Consider the following 17,047-nt stretch of genomic DNA (forward strand, 5'->3'; position numbering starts at 1 on the left):
AATGAGTGAAAGCTCCAATAAAACGTCCCCCTCGCGCCGTCAGTTCCTGACCGGGGCTGCTGCTGCCGGGGTTGGTGCTGTTGCTGCAGGTGCAGCGCAGGCCAACGGGGATCCGCTGATCACGCAAGTTCAAGAGTGGGCATCCGCCACAGGTGAGGGCGTTGATGCAACCCCTTATGGTTTGCCAATTGAATTCGAACAGGACGTGGTGCGCCGCAATGTTGAATGGCTGACTGCGGATACCATCAGCTCGATCAACTTTACGCCCATTCACGCGCTGGACGGCACGATCACCCCGCAAGGCTGTGCGTTCGAACGCCACCATTCGGGTGCGATTGAGCTGCGCAAAGAAGATTACCGCCTGATGATCAACGGGTTGGTCGATACGCCACTGGTCTTCTCGTACGAAGATCTGGAGCGTTTCCCCCGTGAAAATCGGGTGTATTTCTGTGAATGTGCAGCGAACACCGGCATGGAATGGGCGGGGGCGCAGTTGAACGGTGCTCAGTTCACCCATGGCATGATCCACAACATGGAATATTCGGGCATCAGTCTGCGCACTTTGTTGGAAGAGGCGGGGCTAGATGCTGCTGGCGATCTGGCAGACAAATGGGTCTATGTCGAAGGCGCGGACGCGTCCTCGAACGGGCGCTCCATTCCGATGGCCAAGGCGCTGGACGATGTGTTGGTGGCGTTCAAAGCCAACGGTGAAGCGCTGCGCAAAGAGCATGGTTACCCTGTCCGTCTGGTTGTTCCCGGTTGGGAAGGCAACATGTGGATCAAGTGGTTACGTCGCATCGAAGTGACTGACCAAGCTGTGGAAAGCCGCGAAGAGACCAGCAAATACACCGATAATCTGGCCAATGGTATCGCACGCAAATGGACATGGGAGATGGATGCGAAATCTGTCGTCACCGCGCCCAGCCCGCAGGCGCCTATCAAACACGGCAAGGGCCCGTTGGTGATCACCGGGTTGGCCTGGTCAGGTCGCGGCGCGATCAGCGGTGTTGATGTCTCGATCGACGGCGGCAAAACTTGGAAAGAGGCGCGCTTGGCCGCCCCCGGTCAGGACAAGGCGTTGACGCGGTTCTATCTGGATCACGTCTGGGATGGGTCCGAGATGCTGTTGCAAAGCCGCGCGCGCGACACCACTGGCTATGTCCAGCCAACCAAGGATCAACTGCGCGAAGTGCGCGGGTTGAACTCTATCTATCACAACAATTGCATCCAGACATGGTGGGTGAAGGCAACCGGAGAGGCGGAAAATGTCGAAGTATCGTAAGCTGATCGTATCCACAGCTCTGGCCGCCACGTTGGCGTTGCCAGCCTACGCCGAAAAGCTGGGCTTGGGTCGCACCGCCACACCAGATGAAATCGCCGCTTGGGACAAAGATGTCAGCCCCGATGGCACTGGCCTACCCGAGGGGTCAGGCGATGTATTCACCGGCGAAGAAGTCTTTGCTGAACAATGCGCCATCTGCCACGGAGATTTTGCTGAAGGTGTTGATAACTGGCCCAAACTTGCTGGTGGCATGGACACACTGGATCATGAGGATCCGTTGAAAACTGTTGGCTCTTATTGGCCCTACCTGTCCACCACTTGGGATTACGTCAACCGGTCAATGCCTTTTGGCAATGCGCAGACTCTGACACCGGACGAGGTCTATGCTATCGTGGCCTATATCTTGTATTCTAACGATCTGGTGGATGATGAGTTTGTCCTGTCCAAGGACAACTTCCTTGAGGTGGATATGCCCAACAAAGACGGGTTTATTCTCGATGATCGCCTGACATCCGAGGCACATTTTGTCGGCGAACCCTGCATGGAAAACTGCAAGGAAACTGTCGAGATTACCAAGCGTGCTTTGGTTCTGGATGTTACCCCGGACGAGGGCACATCAGCTGAAGCCGCTCCGGTCGCCCAAGAAGCGAAAGCCGAACCTGTCGAAGAAGCCCCCGTTGAAGAGCCAGCCGTTCAAGAGGCCGCCTTGGATCCGGAACTGGTGAAAAAGGGCGAAAAGACCTTTAAGAAATGTAAGGCCTGCCATCAGGTTGGGGACAAAGCGAAAAATAAAACCGGCCCGATCCTGAACGGTATCGTTGGTGCGGCAGCTGCCAAGGCGGACGGGTTCAAATACTCGAAGGTTATGAAAGCCGCAGCCGAAGGTGGTCTGGTTTGGACAGACGAAGAACTGGGCGCATTCCTGACCAAGCCTAAGAAATACATGAAAGGCACCAAAATGTCTTTTGCCGGTTTAAAAAAGGACAAGGATATTGCGGCGGTGATCGCCTACCTCAAATCCTTCCCGCAATAAGATGCGGGGTTTGGGAGGAGCAATATTAACGTGGGCCGTGCTAAGCAGCATGGCCCACGCAGAAGAAGAAGCCATCAGCATTGGGGACGCGGCGCAGGGTGCTGAGGTGTTCCAGCAATGCGCATCTTGCCACGAAGTTGGGCAAGGGGCCCGTCACAAAGTGGGTCCGCACTTGAACGGTATTTTTGACCGCAAAGTGGCGCAGTTCGAAGACTTCAAATATTCGCGCGGCATCGAGCGCGCGCGTCGGGATGGCATGGTCTGGGATCTGGAGCATCTGGATGCCTACCTTGAAAACCCTAAAGCGTTGGTTAGCGGCACCCGCATGGCGTTTCGCGGTCTTAAAAATCAAAAAGATCGCAACGATGTCCTGGCCTATTTGCGCCAATTCTCGGCGAACCCACAGGACATACCCGAAGCCGCCCCAACAGCCCGCAAACGCGAGGTGGAGTTGAATGCAGACGTCCTGGCGATTGTTGGTGACCCGGAATATGGCGAATACCTCGCCACGGAATGCACCACCTGCCATCAAGTGGATGGCGAATACGATGGCATTCCGGTGATCACTGGTTGGGTGATCGAGGATTTTGTTATCGCCATGCATGCCTACAAGCGGGAAATTCGCCCACACCCGGTGATGCAAATGATGGCGGGGCGGCTCTCGGATGAAGAGATCGCTGCGTTGGCAGCCTATTTCAGCGCGCTCGAGTAACCACTCTGGCGCGTTTCGGTTTTTTAAGGAGGAGGAATACTATGACTATGAAACGCAGAACATTTTTGGGGGCGGCAGCCGGAACCGTTGCAACCTTGTCAGCGCCGATGGTTTTGGGGGCAGCAAAGCCACGGGTTGTTGTGATTGGCGGGGGCGCAGGGGGCGCAACGGCCGCGCGATACATAGCCAAAGGATCTAAGGGCGCGATTGATGTGACCCTCGTTGAACCGTCGCGGACCTATTACACCTGCTTCTTTTCAAACCTTTATCTCGGCGGGTTTCGCGAGCTGTCTTCGATTGCTCATTCCTATGGTACATTGGCGAGCCAGTATGGGGTAAATGTGGTTCATGATTGGGCTGTGGGTATCGATCGTGATGCCAAAACGGTCACATTAGCTGGCGGTGCGGCACTCCCTTACGATCGGCTGGTCTTGAGCCCAGGTATTGATTTTGTGGATGGCGCTGTCGAAGGCTGGGATGTTACCGCGCAGAACAAAATGCCCCACGCGTACAAGGCGGGGTCGCAATCAGAATTGTTGAAAGCTCAGATCGAGGCCATGCCTGAAGGGGGCACATTTGCAATGGTCGCACCACCTAACCCTTACCGGTGTCCTCCTGGCCCATACGAGCGCGTCTCGATGGTCGCGCACGTGTTGAAAGAGCGGAACCCAACGGCAAAAATCATTGTAGCAGACCCCAAGCCCAAGTTTTCGAAAATGGCGCTGTTCCAAGAGGGATGGGGCAATCACTACGATGGAATGATCGACTGGATCGGCCCGGACTTTGGCGGCAACAGCGTCTCTGTAGACCCGGATGCCATGGTGCTGAACATCGATGGGGAAGACACCAAAGTGGACGTCTGCAACGTGATCCCAGCTATGAAAGCCGGCCGAATCTGCGAAATGGCAGGCATAACAGATGGGAATTGGGCGCCTGTTGACGGGCGTACAATGCAAAGCCGTATGGATGAAAATATTCATGTGCTTGGCGATGCTTGTGCTCAGGGTGACATGCCGAAATCTGGTTTCTCTGCGAATTCTCAAGCAAAAGTGGCCGCGATGGCGATCCGTTCGGCTTTGACTGATTCCAAAATGTTCCCGGCCAAGTTTTCGAACACCTGTTGGTCGCTGATCGGCACCAACGATGGTGTCAAAGTTGGCGCGACATACGAGGCAACCGAAGAGAAAATCGCCAAGGTTGACGGGTTTATTTCAAAGACCGGCGAAGACGCAGAGCTGCGTCAGGCGACCTTTGAGGAAAGTGTTGGCTGGTATGCTGGCATTACCTCAGACATGTTCGGCTAAATCGTTTGGGGGGCGGCTTAAGCGGCCCCCCCTATGACCACGCCTTGCGGTAGGAATGCGGGGAATCACCGTATTTTGCGCGGAACTGTCTGGAAAGGTGACTGGTGTTGGCAAAGCCAGTTGCGATTGAAATTTCCGCGACAGTCATATTCGTTTCGTTCAAAAACGTGAAAGCGCGCGAAACTCTGAGGTCTAGATAATAAGCCATCGGCCCTTGGCCGAGGTAGCGCTTGAACAGCCTTTCGAGCTGACGCCGTGAAATGCCCAACCGGTCACAAAGATCAGTATTTGTCAGCGGGGTTTCCAGCTCGCTTTGCATCAGCTCGATTGCGGCAAGCAAAATGGGGTTGCGACTACCTATCACGACAGAATGCGACGACCTTTGGGGCGATTGTGTGCCGGATCGCATGTGTATGCACATGTCGGCGACCATGATGGCAAGCTGCGGCCCATGGTTTTTTTCGATGAGAGCCAACATCATGTCGATAGCTGCATTTCCGCCCCCGCAGGTAGTGATGCGGCCGTCCGATTCAAAAATGCTTGGCGAAGGGATAAGGGATGGAAACGCCTCGATAAACCCGGGTTGGTTTTCCCAATGAAGCGTGAACCGCTGTCCACCCAACAGACCGGCCTTGGCCAATGCAAATGCCCCGGTACAGATGCCCCCAACCGACCGGCCAAATCTATATTCACGGCGAATCCAGTTCAGAACGGGTGTCGAGCAGGTTTTTTCCGGCTCAACCCCCGCGCAAACAAAGGCGTGCGCGTTCGACGGCAACGGCTTGAGAGCTTCGTCCGGGGTGATGCGCAAGCCATTGGAACAATAGATCGGCGCCCCATCTTCAGTCATCGTGTGCCACGTATAAAGCTGTTTTTTGGTCAATTGATTTGCGATCCGCAGCGGTTCAATCGCAGCCGCTAGGGCAAGCATCGTCGCTTTGGGAAGCAAGACAAAATAAAATGTTTCTGGCGGACCCTCAAACGGAACACTGAAATTTGCCGAAGCACCTTTCTGAACATACGGATTGCGAGACATAGAAGGGCCTTTCGTCCCGGTATTGATCGGGATGGGGGTCATAGCGTTAGGGCAGGGGGCGTTTTGAGCGTAGTCTGATATTAAATGCACGCCGTTGATATTAAATTTGCGCCACGAAAGAGTATTATTGCGACTCACCCTTGCAGTCCCCTTGGGTTTGAATATCGTGCAACTGCCCTTGCAGCCCCCCTGAGGCAGCACTAAGACTCGGGTAACCCATTATCGGGTATGGTCCCGATCCATTCCAAGAGCAGGCAGTCCACATGTTTGATCCCACCGAAACCTACATGAATACCCTCGTTCCCATGGTCGTCGAACAGACGAGCCGGGGTGAACGGGCTTATGACATCTTTTCCCGACTGCTGAAGGAACGGATCATTTTCATTAATGGCCCGATCCATGATGGCATGAGCCATCTCGTGGTTGCACAGTTGCTGCACCTCGAAGCGGAAAACCCAACCAAAGAAATTAGCATCTATATCAACTCGCCAGGCGGCGTGGTGACTTCGGGTCTGTCGATCTATGACACGATGCAGTACATCAAACCCAAGGTGTCGACCCTGTGCATTGGTCAGGCCGCCTCGATGGGGTCTGTTCTGCTCGCCGGTGGCGAAAAGGGTATGCGGTTCTCGCTGCCGAACAGCCGCATAATGGTGCACCAGCCAAGCGGTGGCTACCAAGGTCAGGCAAGCGACATCATGATTCACGCGGCTGAGACCCAAAAGCTGAAGGACCGGTTGTATGACATTTATGTCAAGCACACGGGCCAAACCAAAAAATCCGTTGAAAAAGCTTTAGATCGTGACAACTTCATGAGCCCCGAAGAAGCCAAAGAATGGGGCCACATCGACGAAATCGTCGAGAATCGCGCCAAAGGCGGAGACGACGAAGCATAAGTGCTGAATAAACTGGCGCCCCCCAATGACTGAAGTTGGGGTGCGTTTTGCGATTGTAGACCCTGCTGTGCTGTCTTAGATTGTTATGACAAGTGGGTGAAACGCCTCCCTCGTGGGGCACAAGCGGACACGGAGCCCGAAAGGTAGACCATGGCAACGAATTCTGGCGGTGACAGCAAAAATACGCTCTATTGCAGCTTCTGCGGTAAGAGCCAGCACGAGGTGCGCAAGCTGATCGCTGGCCCGACTGTGTTCATCTGTGATGAATGCGTCGAGCTGTGCATGGATATCATTCGGGAAGAGACAAAGGCCAGTGGCCTAAAGTCTACCGATGGTGTCCCAACTCCCAAAGACATCTGCGAAGTTCTGGATGATTACGTGATCGGACAAGCCACCGCCAAGCGGGTTTTGTCAGTCGCGGTTCATAACCATTACAAGCGTCTGAACCACGCCCAAAAGGCTGGATCTGACATTGAACTCGCGAAATCCAACATCTTGCTGATTGGTCCAACGGGTTGTGGTAAAACACTGTTGGCTCAGACACTTGCACGTATTTTGGACGTGCCCTTTACGATGGCTGATGCCACCACATTGACCGAAGCCGGTTATGTGGGCGAAGATGTTGAAAACATCATCCTCAAGCTGCTGCAATCGTCAGAATACAACGTTGAGCGCGCGCAGCGCGGCATCGTTTACATCGACGAAGTTGATAAGATCACGCGTAAATCAGAAAACCCTTCGATCACCCGCGATGTATCGGGTGAGGGCGTTCAGCAGGCTCTGCTGAAGCTGATGGAAGGGACCGTTGCATCGGTTCCACCACAGGGTGGCCGGAAACACCCACAGCAGGAATTCCTGCAAGTAGATACCACAAATATCCTCTTTATCTGCGGTGGTGCGTTTGCTGGTCTGGATAAGATCATCGCGCAGCGCGGCAAAGGCTCGGCGATGGGCTTTGGCGCCGATGTGCGCGACAATGATGAACGCGGTGTTGGTGAGATCTTCCAGGATCTTGAACCCGAAGATTTGTTGAAATTCGGTCTGATCCCAGAATTTGTCGGACGCTTGCCCGTTTTGGCAACGCTCGAAGATCTTGATGAAGACGCGTTGGTTATCATCCTGACCAAACCTAAAAACGCACTGGTGAAACAGTATCAGCGCTTGTTTGAGCTCGAAGATACCGAACTCGACTTCACCGAAGATGCCCTGAGTGCAATTGCCAAAAAGGCGATTGAACGCAAAACAGGTGCACGTGGGTTGCGGTCTATCCTCGAAGACATTCTGCTGGACACCATGTTCGAGCTGCCCGGAATGGAAAGCGTGACCAAGGTTGTCGTCAACGAAGAGGCCGTGAATTCGGATGCTCAACCGTTGATGATCCATGCGGATGCGGAAAAAGAGCCCGCTTCGGCAGGTTGATCTGATAACCCAGAGTATCAAGCGGCGCAGTCAATTCTGCGCCGTTTTCTGTTAGGGAACGAGACTATGATTAAGCGCATTTCTTCGGGCGGAGAATTCGAAGCTAAAGTTGGTTATTGCCGCGCCGTTGTAGCTGGTGGGTTTGTCCATGTTGCTGGCACCGTAGGGCAGGGCGAAGGGGCGGCGGCACAATGCGAATCCGCGTTGGTCACGATTCGCGGCGCCTTAGAGCAGGCAGGATGTTCGCTCGCGGATGTGGTACGGGTGACATACATGCTGCCCGATCGTCATGAATTTGAACCGTGCTGGCCGATTCTTGCAGAGGCATTTGGCGCAAATCCGCCCGCTGCGACGATGATCGAATGTGGATTGATTGATCCTAAATACAGAATCGAGATCGAAGTGACCGCTCTGTTGCCAGAATAAGGCCTGCGCGCTGGTGTCGCCGTCTCGGCACTGGACCTTGGCGCGCGGTTGGTTCATATCTTTGGGCAATGAATTGTCGGAGGCACCTATGGGTATCCTGAAATCTCTTTTGCGCGCCGTAACCTGGTGGAACGGACAAACGCTCAACACTCAGATCTATACTTCTCGCAAGGGGATCAAAGTGGGAGAGGATGATCAAGGCAATGTGTTCTATCACAACGCCGATGACAGCAAACGGTGGGTGATCTTCAATGGAGAGATCGAAGCAAGCCGGATTGATCCTAATTGGCATGGATGGTTGCACCGCACTTGGGATGAGCCGCCCACCAAAAAGCCGCTGGCACATAAATCGTGGGAAAAACCCCATCAGGAAAATTTGACTGGTACGACGTTGGCATACGCGCCCGCCGGATCTCTGCACAAAGCAGACCCTGTCAAACGTAGTGACTACGAGGCCTGGAGCCCCGAATAAGCGAGGGGACACATGTCCACCCAAAATCTAACCGAAGTTCTTGTCGGAGGTGCGGTTCTTGCCGGTGCCATCGCTTTTGCCGTTTACGCGACACAGGCTACTGGGTTGTCTCAAAGCAGCGCAGGCTATGATCTGGGGGCGTCTTTTCGTTCTTTAGAAGGGGTCAGCGTTGGAACGGACGTGCGCCTTGCTGGCGTAAAGATCGGCACCGTCACCGATGTTGCGTTGAACCCAGAAAGCTATCGTGCAGATACCCGGTTTACGGTCGCAAACGAAATCCTGATCCCAGACGATAGCGCCGTTGTTATCTCTTCCGAGGGGTTGTTGGGCGGTAACTTTGTGGAAATCATGCCAGGTGGATCGCCCTTTAACCTAGAAGCGGGTGATCAAATCGAAGACACACAAGGTGCAGTCAGCTTGATTTCGCTGCTTGTGAAATTCGTCGCCGGCAGCGGAGAGTCTGAGTGATCCGGTTACTTGCTCTTTTATGCGTTTTTGCGGCTGGTCCAGCCTTGGCACAAGACAAGGCCTCGTCCGGGCAGGGGGCGTTTCTGCGTGGCTTGGACAAAGTGAACGGGCGGACCCAAGATGTTCAAATTCGAAATGGCGAAACCGTCGAGATCTTTGGGCTGGACGTTGCTTTGGGCGATTGCCGCTTTCCAGTGAACAACCCGACCGGGGACGCTTTTGCTTATCTGACGATCTGGGAAACAGGCCAACGGCAAGCTTTGTTTGACGGCTGGATGATCGCAACAGCGCCCGCCTTGAGCGCATTGGACCACAGCCGCTACGATGTTTGGGTGATCCGTTGTATGACGCCCTGAGGGTGTTGTTCTAAGGCTGCACAAAAATCAGCGTCATTGTTGATGGCGACCTCAAGTTGGTGATGATAGGCAGCGCGTGTAATTTCTTTGGCACCGAGCGAGGCAAGATGCGGTGTCAGAAATTGGGTGTCAAATAGTCGGAAGCCAGTCTGCTTTAGGCGATCGACAAGGTAGGCCAGCGCCATTTTCGATGCATCTGTGCGGCGTGAGAACATGCTTTCCCCAAAAAACGCAGCACCCAGAATCACGCCGTAAACACCGCCAACTAAAGTGTCCCCGTCCCAAATTTCCTGTGAATGGGCATGTCCGCGCTTGTGAAGCGTTATATAGTGCGCGCGGATTTCTTCGTTGATCCAAGTATCAGCACGGTCTGCACATCCATCTAAGACACCAGTGAAATTCTGATCGATCGAAGCTCTATAGGAACTGCGCCGTAAGCGACGTGCAAGAGATCGGGAAATGTGGAATTCACCCAGCGGAAAAACGCCACGCCGCTTGGGGTCTACCCAGAACACTTCGGGATCATCACGGTGCTCGGCCATCGGAAAAATTCCAATAGAATAGGCATGTAACAAAAGTTCGGGGGATAGGCTCATAAAAAGACCTCGGAGGCCGAACCGGTGGCTCGGCCTGCTGAGAAGTTAGGCCAGATTGGTTTCAAGCCATTTTTCCAGCCAGTGGATGTTGTAGTCGCCACTGTGGATGTCGGGTTCCTGCAATAGCGCGTGAAACAGAGGAACTGTTGTGTCGACACCATCTACGATCAACTCACCCAAGGCGCGTTGCAAGCGCGCAAGAGCTTCTTCGCGATTGCGCCCTTGTACGATCAACTTCCCGATGAGGGAATCGTAGTAGGGTGGAATCGAATACCCATTGTAGAGCGCAGAATCCATCCGCACGCCCAACCCACCGGGGGCATGATAGGCGGTGATCTTACCGGGGCAGGGGGCGAAGTTTGGCAAACGCTCAGCGTTGATGCGTACTTCGATGGCATGCCCATTGATCTGCAAATCATCCTGCGTAAAGGACATCGGCAGACCGGCAGCCACACGAATTTGTTCCCGAACCAGATCGACACCGAAAATACCTTCGGTGACGGGATGTTCGACTTGCAAACGCGTGTTCATCTCGATGAAATAGAATTCGCCATTTTCATAGAGAAATTCGATTGTACCCGCGCCAGCATAATCGATCCGGGCCACTGCGTCAGCGCAGACTTTGCCGATACGGTCACGTTCTTCAGGCGTAATCGATGGGCCAGGGGCCTCTTCAAAAACCTTCTGATGGCGACGTTGAAGCGAACAGTCGCGCTCGCCCAAGTGTACCGCTGTTCCTTGGCCATCCCCAAACACTTGGATTTCGATGTGTCGCGGCGTGGTGAGGTATTTTTCGATGTACACTTCGTCGTTGCCAAAGGCGGCTTTGCCTTCGGCCCGCGCAGTCAGGAACGCGCTTTCCATGTCATCGGCAGTATTCGCAACCTTCATGCCGCGTCCACCACCACCAGCGGTGGCTTTGACGATCACGGGATAGCCGATTTCTTCGCCAATGCGCCTGGCAGACTCGACATCAGGAACGCCACCTACAGAACCGGGAACACAGGGAACACCAAGTTCCTTCATTGTATCCTTGGCGGTGATTTTGTCGCCCATGATACGAATGTGTTGAGCGGTTGGCCCAATAAACTTGATATCGTGGTCTTCTACGATCTGCACAAACCCGGCGTTTTCCGACAGAAAGCCGTACCCTGGATGGATCGCTTGGGCCCCGGTGATTTCACAGGCCGAGATAATCGCAGGGATCGACAGATAGCTGTCAGCGCTCGCAGGGGGGCCAATGCAAACCGATTCATCAGCCATGCGCACGTGCATTGCGTCCGCATCAGCGGTGGAGTGCACCGCCACAGTGGCGACACCCATCTCACGTGCCGCGCGGATGACGCGCAGGGCGATCTCTCCGCGGTTGGCAATAAGGATTTTGTCAAACATGCGCCGCGCCTTATTCGATGATGACCAGCGGTGTACCGAATTCTACGGCATCACCATCAGCCACCAGAATACGTTTGACGGTGCCTGTTTTCGTCGCGTGAATATGGTTCATGGTTTTCATCGCTTCAACGATCAACAGCGTGTCGCCTTCGTTGATCTGCGCCCCCACTGTCACAAACGCAGGCGAACCGGGTTCGGCCTGCATATAGACGGTACCGACCATCGGTGAGGTGACCGCACCAGGGTGGCTGGCGGGATCTTCGGCAGGCACTTCTGCGGCGGCGACAGGGGCCGCGGCCGCAACTGGAGCGGCAGCAGGCACAGTCAGCTGGGCAGGCGCAGCAGCCATGATCGGAGCAGGAGCGGCACGGCTGACGCGGACATTTAGGCTGTCTTCTTCGCCATATTCGCGCTTGACCTGAAGTTCAGTCAGATCGTTTTCGCGCAGCAGTTCGGCCAATGCTTTGATAAATTCCACATCCGCTTCGTGTTTGGTGTCAGTCATGAGTGTCCTCGACGGTTCCGCTATGCCCGTCTGTTCCGCGGGCTGTAAATTACCCGGCGTTATAGGCCAACGTGTGTCCCATGAAAAGCGCCGTTACACAGGCAAAGATGGTGTATGTCGTGCCAAATTGCGAGGGGGGACAAATCACAAGGGCATGCCAGAGAGTTTCGCAACCAGTTCTGGCAGTTTTCGTGCGCCGAATTTTTCCAACAATCGGGCGCGATGCGCTTCGATGGTGCGATACGACAGGCCCAGCTCTCCGCCTACTTCTTTTGCAGACAAACCACGACAGGTTAGAATCGCGACGTCGCGCTCGCGCGGGGTCAATTCGACCAGCGGGCGGTCTTCTGAAATGTCAGAAAAACTCCAGATACCATGCAGGAAAGGGTCGTCAGGGGTCAGTGACTTGCCCCGTGCTCGACACCAGAACAGATCACCGTTGCGTCGGCGCATAATACGCTCGTCGTTATAGTACCCGGTGTCTTGCATTGCGGCGAGACCACGCGCTCCGATGCGCTCAAACTCGGCGTGACTAGGATAGAGATGCAGCAAGGGCATATCGCGGTAGTCGCTTTCATGCCCACCAAAGGTTTGCGCGAACTGCAGATTACATCGCCGGATAATCCGGTTTTCCAGCTCTACCAAGCCGACGGGGGCGTATTCAAATGCGAGATCGCTCATGCCGCATAGAGTGCCGGGTATTTCTACGGAATTGAAGGGGCCACATGGGAATAGGTAGGTTTCTCTTGAAAAATGGGAGAATTTTCATGGTTTATATCGCGGGTTGGGGCCACACGAAGTTTGGCAAATTAACAGATATGTCGCTCGAAGATATGATCGCCGCAGCAGGACGCGAAGCTCTGGCGGATGCAGGGATCGGAGCCGCTGACGTTGATAGCATCTGGATTGGGCACTTTAACGGGGGCTTGGTGCCAGATGGTTTTCCGTCATCGCTGGCCATGTCGATTGACCCTGCTTTGCGGTTCAAACCGGCAACTCGTCTGGAAAACGCCTGTGCTTCGGGGTCGGCGGCCGTGTTTGCGGCGCGTCAGGCGATCCTGTCGGGCGAAGCCAAGGTTGCCTTGGTTATCGGTGTGGAAAAGATGACCCACCTGCCAACGGCCGATGTTGCGACGGCGTTGGGTCATGCGGCATATCAAAAGGAAGAGGCAGGTCTGTCGTTTCCCGGTGTCTTTGCCCAATTTGCCCAAGCGTACTTTGAGAAGTATGGCGATCACACGCAGGCCTTGGCCAAGATTGCTGCCAAAAACCACGGGAATTCGGTCAACAATCCACTGGCTCAATTGCAAAAGCCTATGGATGAAGCTTTTTGCGCAGCCGTCTCTGACCGTAACCCGATTATTGCAGCCCCCCTTAAGAAAACAGATTGTTCTTTGGTGTCGGATGGGGCAGCCGCGCTGGTCATGGTGTCCGAGGATCTTTTGGGCGATGTGTCCAAAGCGGTGCGCATGAGGGGTGTCGCGCAGGTCAATGATGTCATGGCGATGTCACAACGGGATGTGCTGGCATTTGAGGGGCCGCGCAAAGCCATTCACGCAGCATATGATCGCGCGGGAATCACGGTCGGGGATCTGGACGTTGCAGAAGTCCACGACTGTTTCACAATCGCTGAGCTGTTGATTTACGAGGCTATGGGGCTGGCCGCACATGGGCATGCCGCAGATGTTCTTGAAGGCGGTGTTGTGCATGCAGGCGGCACCTTGCCGGTGAACTTGTCCGGTGGGCTCAAGGCCAAAGGTCACCCGGTTGGAGCAACAGGCGTGTCGATGCATACGCTTATTGCGCGACAGGTGGTGGGGCAGGCGGATGCCATGCAACATCCGGGGGCTGAACTGGGGCTTGTGTTCAATATGGGCGGGTCAGGCGTCGCCAATTACGCCTCGATCCTAGAGGCGGTGAAAGCGTGAACCTTGGTCTTTGGCTGAGCCGACAGGCACAATTGAACCCAACTCGCCCTGCGTTGTTTTTAGGACGGGATCAGATCGCGGATTATGGCGCATTTCACGATCAGGCCACGCGCGTGGCGGGATGGTTGTTGGCGCAGGGAGTACAGCCGGGCGACCGGGTGGGGCTGTGTCTCAAGAACTGTCCGGATTATTTGATTGCACAGTTCGCGGTTTGGTACGCGGGGGCTGCGGTTGTCGCGATCAATTCAAAACTGCACGGACGCGAGGTGGCCTATATCCTTGAAAACGCGGGGGCGGAGTTGTGTTTTACCTCGCCAGGTCTGACCGAAGCCATCCAAGAGACTGATGTCCCGGTGCGATGCATGGATGTGACAGGGCGCGCTTACAGGGCGGCTTTGGCACACGATCCGGTGGATGCTCCCGCGACGCGCGCGCCTGATGACTTAGCGTGGCTGTTCTATACGTCTGGAACAACGGGCAAGCCAAAAGGTGTGATGATCACCCATCGCATGCTAGTCGCGATGTCGCTGACCTATTCTACCGATGTAGATACGGTGAGCGATAAGGATGCGGTGCTCTATGCCGCGCCGATGAGCCACGGCGCAGGTATCTACAACATGTTGCATGTGCTGGCCGGGGCTCGCCATGTCTGCCCTGTGTCGGGCGGTTTTGATGAGGCCGAGATCTTTGATCTGGCGCGGCACTTTGATCGGGTGCAGATGTTTGCGGCTCCGACGATGGTTAAGCGCATGACCGATGTGGCAAAGGCGACAGGCGAGGTTGGCACAGGCTTGCGCACAATCGTTTACGCGGGCGGCCCGATGTATTTGGCCGATATTGTCGACGCGACTGCCCATTTTGGACCGATTTTCGTACAGATTTATGGGCAGGGGGAATGCCCCATGGGGATCACGGCCCTGTCGCGTCATGATGTCAGTGATCGAACACATCCCCGATGGCAACAACGGTTGGCCAGCGTCGGGCGCGCACAATCTACGGTCGAGGTGCAGATCGGAGATGAAAATGGGAACCCGGTGCCAATTGGTGAACACGGCGAAATCATGGTGCGTGGGGATGTGGTGATGCCGGGATATTGGCAAAATCCCAAAGCCACCCACAAGACATTGGTCGATGGCTGGCTGATGACCGGTGACATGGGGTTTCTTGACGGCGATGGGTATTTGACAATGCAAGACAGATCCAAAGATCTGATTATCTCTGGCGGATCAAATGTATATCCGCGTGAGGTCGAAGAGGTTCTGCTGACCCATCCGTTGGTGACCGAAGTGTCCGTCGTGGGACGCCCGCATACCGATTGGGGCGAAGAGGTCGTAGCCTTTGTTGTCGGAGAAGCCACAACAGGTGTCTTGGATCAACTGTGTGTTGAAAACATTGCACGTTTCAAGCGACCCAAAGAGTATGTGTTTGTGCAGGAGCTGCCCAAAAACAATTATGGCAAAGTGCTCAAGACAGAACTGAGGACGCAGCTGGCGGAGGGAACATGACGGATCTGACGGGAAAGACAGCCTTGGTCACCGGATCGGTGCAGGGAATCGGATTGGCGATTGCCGAAGCGTTAGCGGGCGCAGGGGCACGTATTGCGGTTCACGGTATCGCGGGTGATGCACAGATCGAAGAGGTCTGCCATCATTTGCGCAAGAAAGGGGCGGCAGACGCTGCCTTCTTTCGTGGTGATCTGCGGCACCCCACACAGATACAGGATTTAATGGCTGCTGTTGCCGCGTGGGGTGGGGCCGACATTTTGGTGAACAATGCGGGCATTCAACACACGGATTGGCTGTCAAAACTACCCAGCGATATGTGGGAGAGCATCCTGTCCGTGAACCTGAGCGCTGCGTTTTACACAATGCAGGCAGCGATGCCTGAAATGGCCAGCCGGGGATATGGACGGGTTATCAATATAGCTTCTGTTCATGGTCTGGTGGCGAGCAAACAAAAGGCTCCTTACGTGGCTGCAAAACACGGCTTGATCGGGCTCTCTAAGACGGCTGCGTTGGAATATGCTTCGCGCGGGGACAAGGCCAAAGGCGGGGTTACGGTAAACTGCATCTGCCCCGGTTGGACCAATACCGCGATTATTGAACCGCAGATCAAAGAGCGCATGGCGGCGCTAGGGGTGGATCGTGAGTCGGCAGTGGCTGACATGCTGAAAGACAAACAGCCGTCGCTGCGCGGGTCTGAGCCTGCTGAAATTGGCGCTTTGGCGCTTTGGCTCTGTTCTCCTGTGGCTCATAACGTTGTCGGTGCCTCCATTCCGGTGGACGGAGGCTGGACCGTGCAATAGCGCGTGTCAGGCCGATTGGAACCATTCGGGTAGGGTGGCCTGTATTCGAATAGGCCGGTCACACACGCGCACGATTCCCTTTTTCAAATCCCGGATCGGCTCTTGCGAAATGATCTCATAGGCGCGCTCTTCGGCGTGGGCCCATGGGAGCAATTTTGAGTTATCCAATTGTTTGCTGATCCTCTGTATCGACACATCAGGATCGCGCCAGCTTTGCCCTGGCAATCCTTTGCCTTCGGAATTGGCGACGGCGTGGCGGTGTTTGTTCGCCAGCGCCAAGGCCAGCCCATTGGCGAATTTCAAATGAATGAGATAGACGCCACGTGGAATGTGAAAGGGATAGTCTTCACAAAATCGCGGACGCACCTGAACCCCATGTCGATGCAACCCAATACGCCCGCGCACAGCCCAGGCTTTGCTGTAATGGCTTGAGAACAGCGCATGCCGCCGCAATTTCAGGACTGAAGTATCATGGGGTAGGGGCGCATCGCCTTCGATTTCGGCAAGGTTTATACCCAGTGAGAACGCGGATTTGCCCTCTTGTTGGGCAAAGAAATCCTCGAAACTTGCATAGAGCGAAGGATCAAGGCAAATCAGTTCGTCTGCATCCGTGCGGATCACCCAGTCGTAGATTTCATCCAACCCGTTCTGAAATGCGTTCAGCATTTTGCTGCGCGAATTGTCGAAGTTGTCGAATTTCTCGCGTGGAATGGTGATGATGCTGGCCAGTGGGCAGCGCCGCTGAATTTCGGGGTCTGGACCATGGGCCACAATGAACAGGTTTTCATGCCCCAAGTGTCGTCCAAAATGGGCATACCATTGGGACAGCGCCCAATAGTCCCGATACACCATTGTCATCGCACAAATTTTCATGACGCTATTTAGGCGGGAATATCAGGATCCGACAAGCCTTTCTG

The 17,047-nt window shown here is 54.8% G+C and carries 19 protein-coding genes; 13 read left to right on the forward strand and 6 right to left on the reverse strand.

The features are described from left to right. Position 1: 1 nt before the first annotated feature. The 4 genes from soxC to ABWV33_RS19130 are packed head-to-tail and all read left to right on the forward strand — an operon-like array spanning position 2 to position 4,331. A complete protein-coding gene (gene soxC / locus ABWV33_RS19115) occupies positions 2–1,282 on the forward strand; it encodes a sulfite dehydrogenase (protein ID WP_121999334.1) in 1,281 nt (426 codons plus the stop codon). Then, the gene (locus tag ABWV33_RS19120; RefSeq protein WP_113822627.1) at positions 1,266–2,315 is read left to right on the forward strand and encodes a c-type cytochrome; all 1,050 of its coding nucleotides are present in this window, start codon (positions 1,266–1,268) and stop codon (positions 2,313–2,315) included. The genes soxC and ABWV33_RS19120 overlap by 17 nt, the downstream gene beginning before the upstream one ends. Positions 2,316–2,364: 49 nt before the next feature. Next, the gene (locus tag ABWV33_RS19125; protein ID WP_353333053.1) at positions 2,365–3,027 is read left to right on the forward strand and encodes a c-type cytochrome; all 663 of its coding nucleotides are present in this window, start codon (positions 2,365–2,367) and stop codon (positions 3,025–3,027) included. A gap of 41 nt (positions 3,028–3,068) precedes the next feature. Continuing rightward, positions 3,069–4,331 carry an FCSD flavin-binding domain-containing protein gene (locus tag ABWV33_RS19130; protein WP_353333055.1) on the forward strand — a complete coding sequence of 421 codons (1,263 nt, stop codon included), beginning with the start codon at positions 3,069–3,071 and terminating at the stop codon, positions 4,329–4,331. A gap of 31 nt (positions 4,332–4,362) precedes the next feature. On the opposite strand, the gene ABWV33_RS19135 is transcribed toward ABWV33_RS19130, so the two are convergent. After that, positions 4,363–5,367, reverse strand: a complete 1,005-nt coding sequence (locus tag ABWV33_RS19135; protein WP_353333057.1) for a GlxA family transcriptional regulator — start codon at positions 5,365–5,367, stop codon at positions 4,363–4,365. Between the two features lie 263 nt (positions 5,368–5,630). On the opposite strand from ABWV33_RS19135, the gene ABWV33_RS19140 reads away from it, so the two are divergent. The 6 genes from ABWV33_RS19140 (at position 5,631) to ABWV33_RS19165 (ending at position 9,404) form a co-directional block, all read left to right on the forward strand. Beyond that, entirely contained in the window at positions 5,631–6,263 is a 633-nt protein-coding gene (locus tag ABWV33_RS19140; protein WP_113822631.1) for an ATP-dependent Clp protease proteolytic subunit, read from the forward strand. Positions 6,264–6,413: 150 nt separating this feature from the next. Further along, positions 6,414–7,682, forward strand: a complete 1,269-nt coding sequence (gene clpX / locus ABWV33_RS19145; RefSeq protein WP_121999338.1) for an ATP-dependent Clp protease ATP-binding subunit ClpX — start codon at positions 6,414–6,416, stop codon at positions 7,680–7,682. A 66-nt stretch (positions 7,683–7,748) separates the two neighbouring features. After that, positions 7,749–8,108 carry a RidA family protein gene (locus ABWV33_RS19150; protein ID WP_164622196.1) on the forward strand — a complete coding sequence of 120 codons (360 nt, stop codon included), beginning with the start codon at positions 7,749–7,751 and terminating at the stop codon, positions 8,106–8,108. A gap of 88 nt (positions 8,109–8,196) precedes the next feature. Continuing rightward, positions 8,197–8,580, forward strand: a complete 384-nt coding sequence (locus ABWV33_RS19155; protein ID WP_113822634.1) for an NADH:ubiquinone oxidoreductase subunit NDUFA12 — start codon at positions 8,197–8,199, stop codon at positions 8,578–8,580. A gap of 12 nt (positions 8,581–8,592) precedes the next feature. Beyond that, positions 8,593–9,048, forward strand: coding sequence for an outer membrane lipid asymmetry maintenance protein MlaD (gene mlaD, locus ABWV33_RS19160; protein ID WP_113822635.1), 456 nt, complete (start codon positions 8,593–8,595; stop codon positions 9,046–9,048). Continuing rightward, the gene (locus ABWV33_RS19165; RefSeq protein WP_174217221.1) at positions 9,045–9,404 is read left to right on the forward strand and encodes a DUF2155 domain-containing protein; all 360 of its coding nucleotides are present in this window, start codon (positions 9,045–9,047) and stop codon (positions 9,402–9,404) included. The genes mlaD and ABWV33_RS19165 overlap by 4 nt, the downstream gene beginning before the upstream one ends. Here ABWV33_RS19165 and aat read toward each other — a convergent pair. From aat to ABWV33_RS19185, 4 genes are all read right to left on the reverse strand, one after another. Beyond that, complete coding sequence (aat, locus tag ABWV33_RS19170) at positions 9,368–10,000, reverse strand: leucyl/phenylalanyl-tRNA--protein transferase (RefSeq protein ID WP_353333061.1); 633 nt, start codon at positions 9,998–10,000, stop codon at positions 9,368–9,370. The genes ABWV33_RS19165 and aat overlap by 37 nt on opposite strands. Positions 10,001–10,045: 45 nt before the next feature. Continuing rightward, positions 10,046–11,392, reverse strand: coding sequence for an acetyl-CoA carboxylase biotin carboxylase subunit (gene accC / locus ABWV33_RS19175; protein WP_121999341.1), 1,347 nt, complete (start codon positions 11,390–11,392; stop codon positions 10,046–10,048). Between the two features lie 10 nt (positions 11,393–11,402). Further along, a complete protein-coding gene (gene accB, locus ABWV33_RS19180) occupies positions 11,403–11,897 on the reverse strand; it encodes an acetyl-CoA carboxylase biotin carboxyl carrier protein (protein WP_113822638.1) in 495 nt (164 codons plus the stop codon). Positions 11,898–12,041: 144 nt separating this feature from the next. Further along, complete coding sequence (locus ABWV33_RS19185) at positions 12,042–12,578, reverse strand: LuxR C-terminal-related transcriptional regulator (RefSeq protein WP_113822639.1); 537 nt, start codon at positions 12,576–12,578, stop codon at positions 12,042–12,044. 86 nt (positions 12,579–12,664) lie between these two features. Between ABWV33_RS19185 and ABWV33_RS19190 the strand changes: the two genes are divergently transcribed. The 3 genes from ABWV33_RS19190 to ABWV33_RS19200 are packed head-to-tail and all read left to right on the forward strand — an operon-like array spanning position 12,665 to position 16,130. Further along, entirely contained in the window at positions 12,665–13,825 is a 1,161-nt protein-coding gene (locus ABWV33_RS19190; protein ID WP_353333064.1) for an acetyl-CoA acetyltransferase, read from the forward strand. Next, positions 13,822–15,330, forward strand: a complete 1,509-nt coding sequence (locus ABWV33_RS19195; RefSeq protein ID WP_353333066.1) for a class I adenylate-forming enzyme family protein — start codon at positions 13,822–13,824, stop codon at positions 15,328–15,330. Before ABWV33_RS19190 ends, ABWV33_RS19195 begins: the two co-directional genes overlap by 4 nt. Continuing rightward, complete coding sequence (locus ABWV33_RS19200) at positions 15,327–16,130, forward strand: 3-hydroxybutyrate dehydrogenase (RefSeq protein WP_353333068.1); 804 nt, start codon at positions 15,327–15,329, stop codon at positions 16,128–16,130. Before ABWV33_RS19195 ends, ABWV33_RS19200 begins: the two co-directional genes overlap by 4 nt. A gap of 6 nt (positions 16,131–16,136) precedes the next feature. Here the strand turns inward: ABWV33_RS19200 and ABWV33_RS19205 are convergent, their stop codons facing one another. Further along, positions 16,137–16,988, reverse strand: coding sequence for a glycosyltransferase family protein (locus tag ABWV33_RS19205; protein ID WP_251134210.1), 852 nt, complete (start codon positions 16,986–16,988; stop codon positions 16,137–16,139). Between the last annotated feature and the right edge of the window lie 59 nt (positions 16,989–17,047).

The organism is Phaeobacter sp. NW0010-22, assembly GCF_040365955.1.
Taxonomy (GTDB): domain Bacteria; phylum Pseudomonadota; class Alphaproteobacteria; order Rhodobacterales; family Rhodobacteraceae; genus OMPR01.

Excerpts from the sequence above, each read along its gene's own strand:
- ABWV33_RS19140 (WP_113822631.1), top strand. The coding sequence starts at position 5,631 with ATGTTTGATCCCACCGAAACCTACATGAATACCCTCGTTCCCATGGTC.
- ABWV33_RS19135 (WP_353333057.1), bottom strand. The coding sequence starts at position 5,367 with ATGTCTCGCAATCCGTATGTTCAGAAAGGTGCTTCGGCAAATTTCAGT.
- aat (WP_353333061.1), bottom strand. The coding sequence starts at position 10,000 with ATGAGCCTATCCCCCGAACTTTTGTTACATGCCTATTCTATTGGAATT.
- ABWV33_RS19120 (WP_113822627.1), top strand. The coding sequence starts at position 1,266 with ATGTCGAAGTATCGTAAGCTGATCGTATCCACAGCTCTGGCCGCCACG.
- soxC (WP_121999334.1), top strand. The coding sequence starts at position 2 with ATGAGTGAAAGCTCCAATAAAACGTCCCCCTCGCGCCGTCAGTTCCTG.
- accB (WP_113822638.1), bottom strand. The coding sequence starts at position 11,897 with ATGACTGACACCAAACACGAAGCGGATGTGGAATTTATCAAAGCATTG.
- ABWV33_RS19125 (WP_353333053.1), top strand. The coding sequence starts at position 2,365 with ATGGCCCACGCAGAAGAAGAAGCCATCAGCATTGGGGACGCGGCGCAG.
- ABWV33_RS19200 (WP_353333068.1), top strand. The coding sequence starts at position 15,327 with ATGACGGATCTGACGGGAAAGACAGCCTTGGTCACCGGATCGGTGCAG.
- clpX (WP_121999338.1), top strand. The coding sequence starts at position 6,414 with ATGGCAACGAATTCTGGCGGTGACAGCAAAAATACGCTCTATTGCAGC.
- ABWV33_RS19190 (WP_353333064.1), top strand. The coding sequence starts at position 12,665 with ATGGTTTATATCGCGGGTTGGGGCCACACGAAGTTTGGCAAATTAACA.
- accC (WP_121999341.1), bottom strand. The coding sequence starts at position 11,392 with ATGTTTGACAAAATCCTTATTGCCAACCGCGGAGAGATCGCCCTGCGC.
- ABWV33_RS19155 (WP_113822634.1), top strand. The coding sequence starts at position 8,197 with ATGGGTATCCTGAAATCTCTTTTGCGCGCCGTAACCTGGTGGAACGGA.
- ABWV33_RS19130 (WP_353333055.1), top strand. The coding sequence starts at position 3,069 with ATGACTATGAAACGCAGAACATTTTTGGGGGCGGCAGCCGGAACCGTT.
- ABWV33_RS19150 (WP_164622196.1), top strand. The coding sequence starts at position 7,749 with ATGATTAAGCGCATTTCTTCGGGCGGAGAATTCGAAGCTAAAGTTGGT.
- ABWV33_RS19205 (WP_251134210.1), bottom strand. The coding sequence starts at position 16,988 with ATGACAATGGTGTATCGGGACTATTGGGCGCTGTCCCAATGGTATGCC.
- mlaD (WP_113822635.1), top strand. The coding sequence starts at position 8,593 with ATGTCCACCCAAAATCTAACCGAAGTTCTTGTCGGAGGTGCGGTTCTT.
- ABWV33_RS19185 (WP_113822639.1), bottom strand. The coding sequence starts at position 12,578 with ATGAGCGATCTCGCATTTGAATACGCCCCCGTCGGCTTGGTAGAGCTG.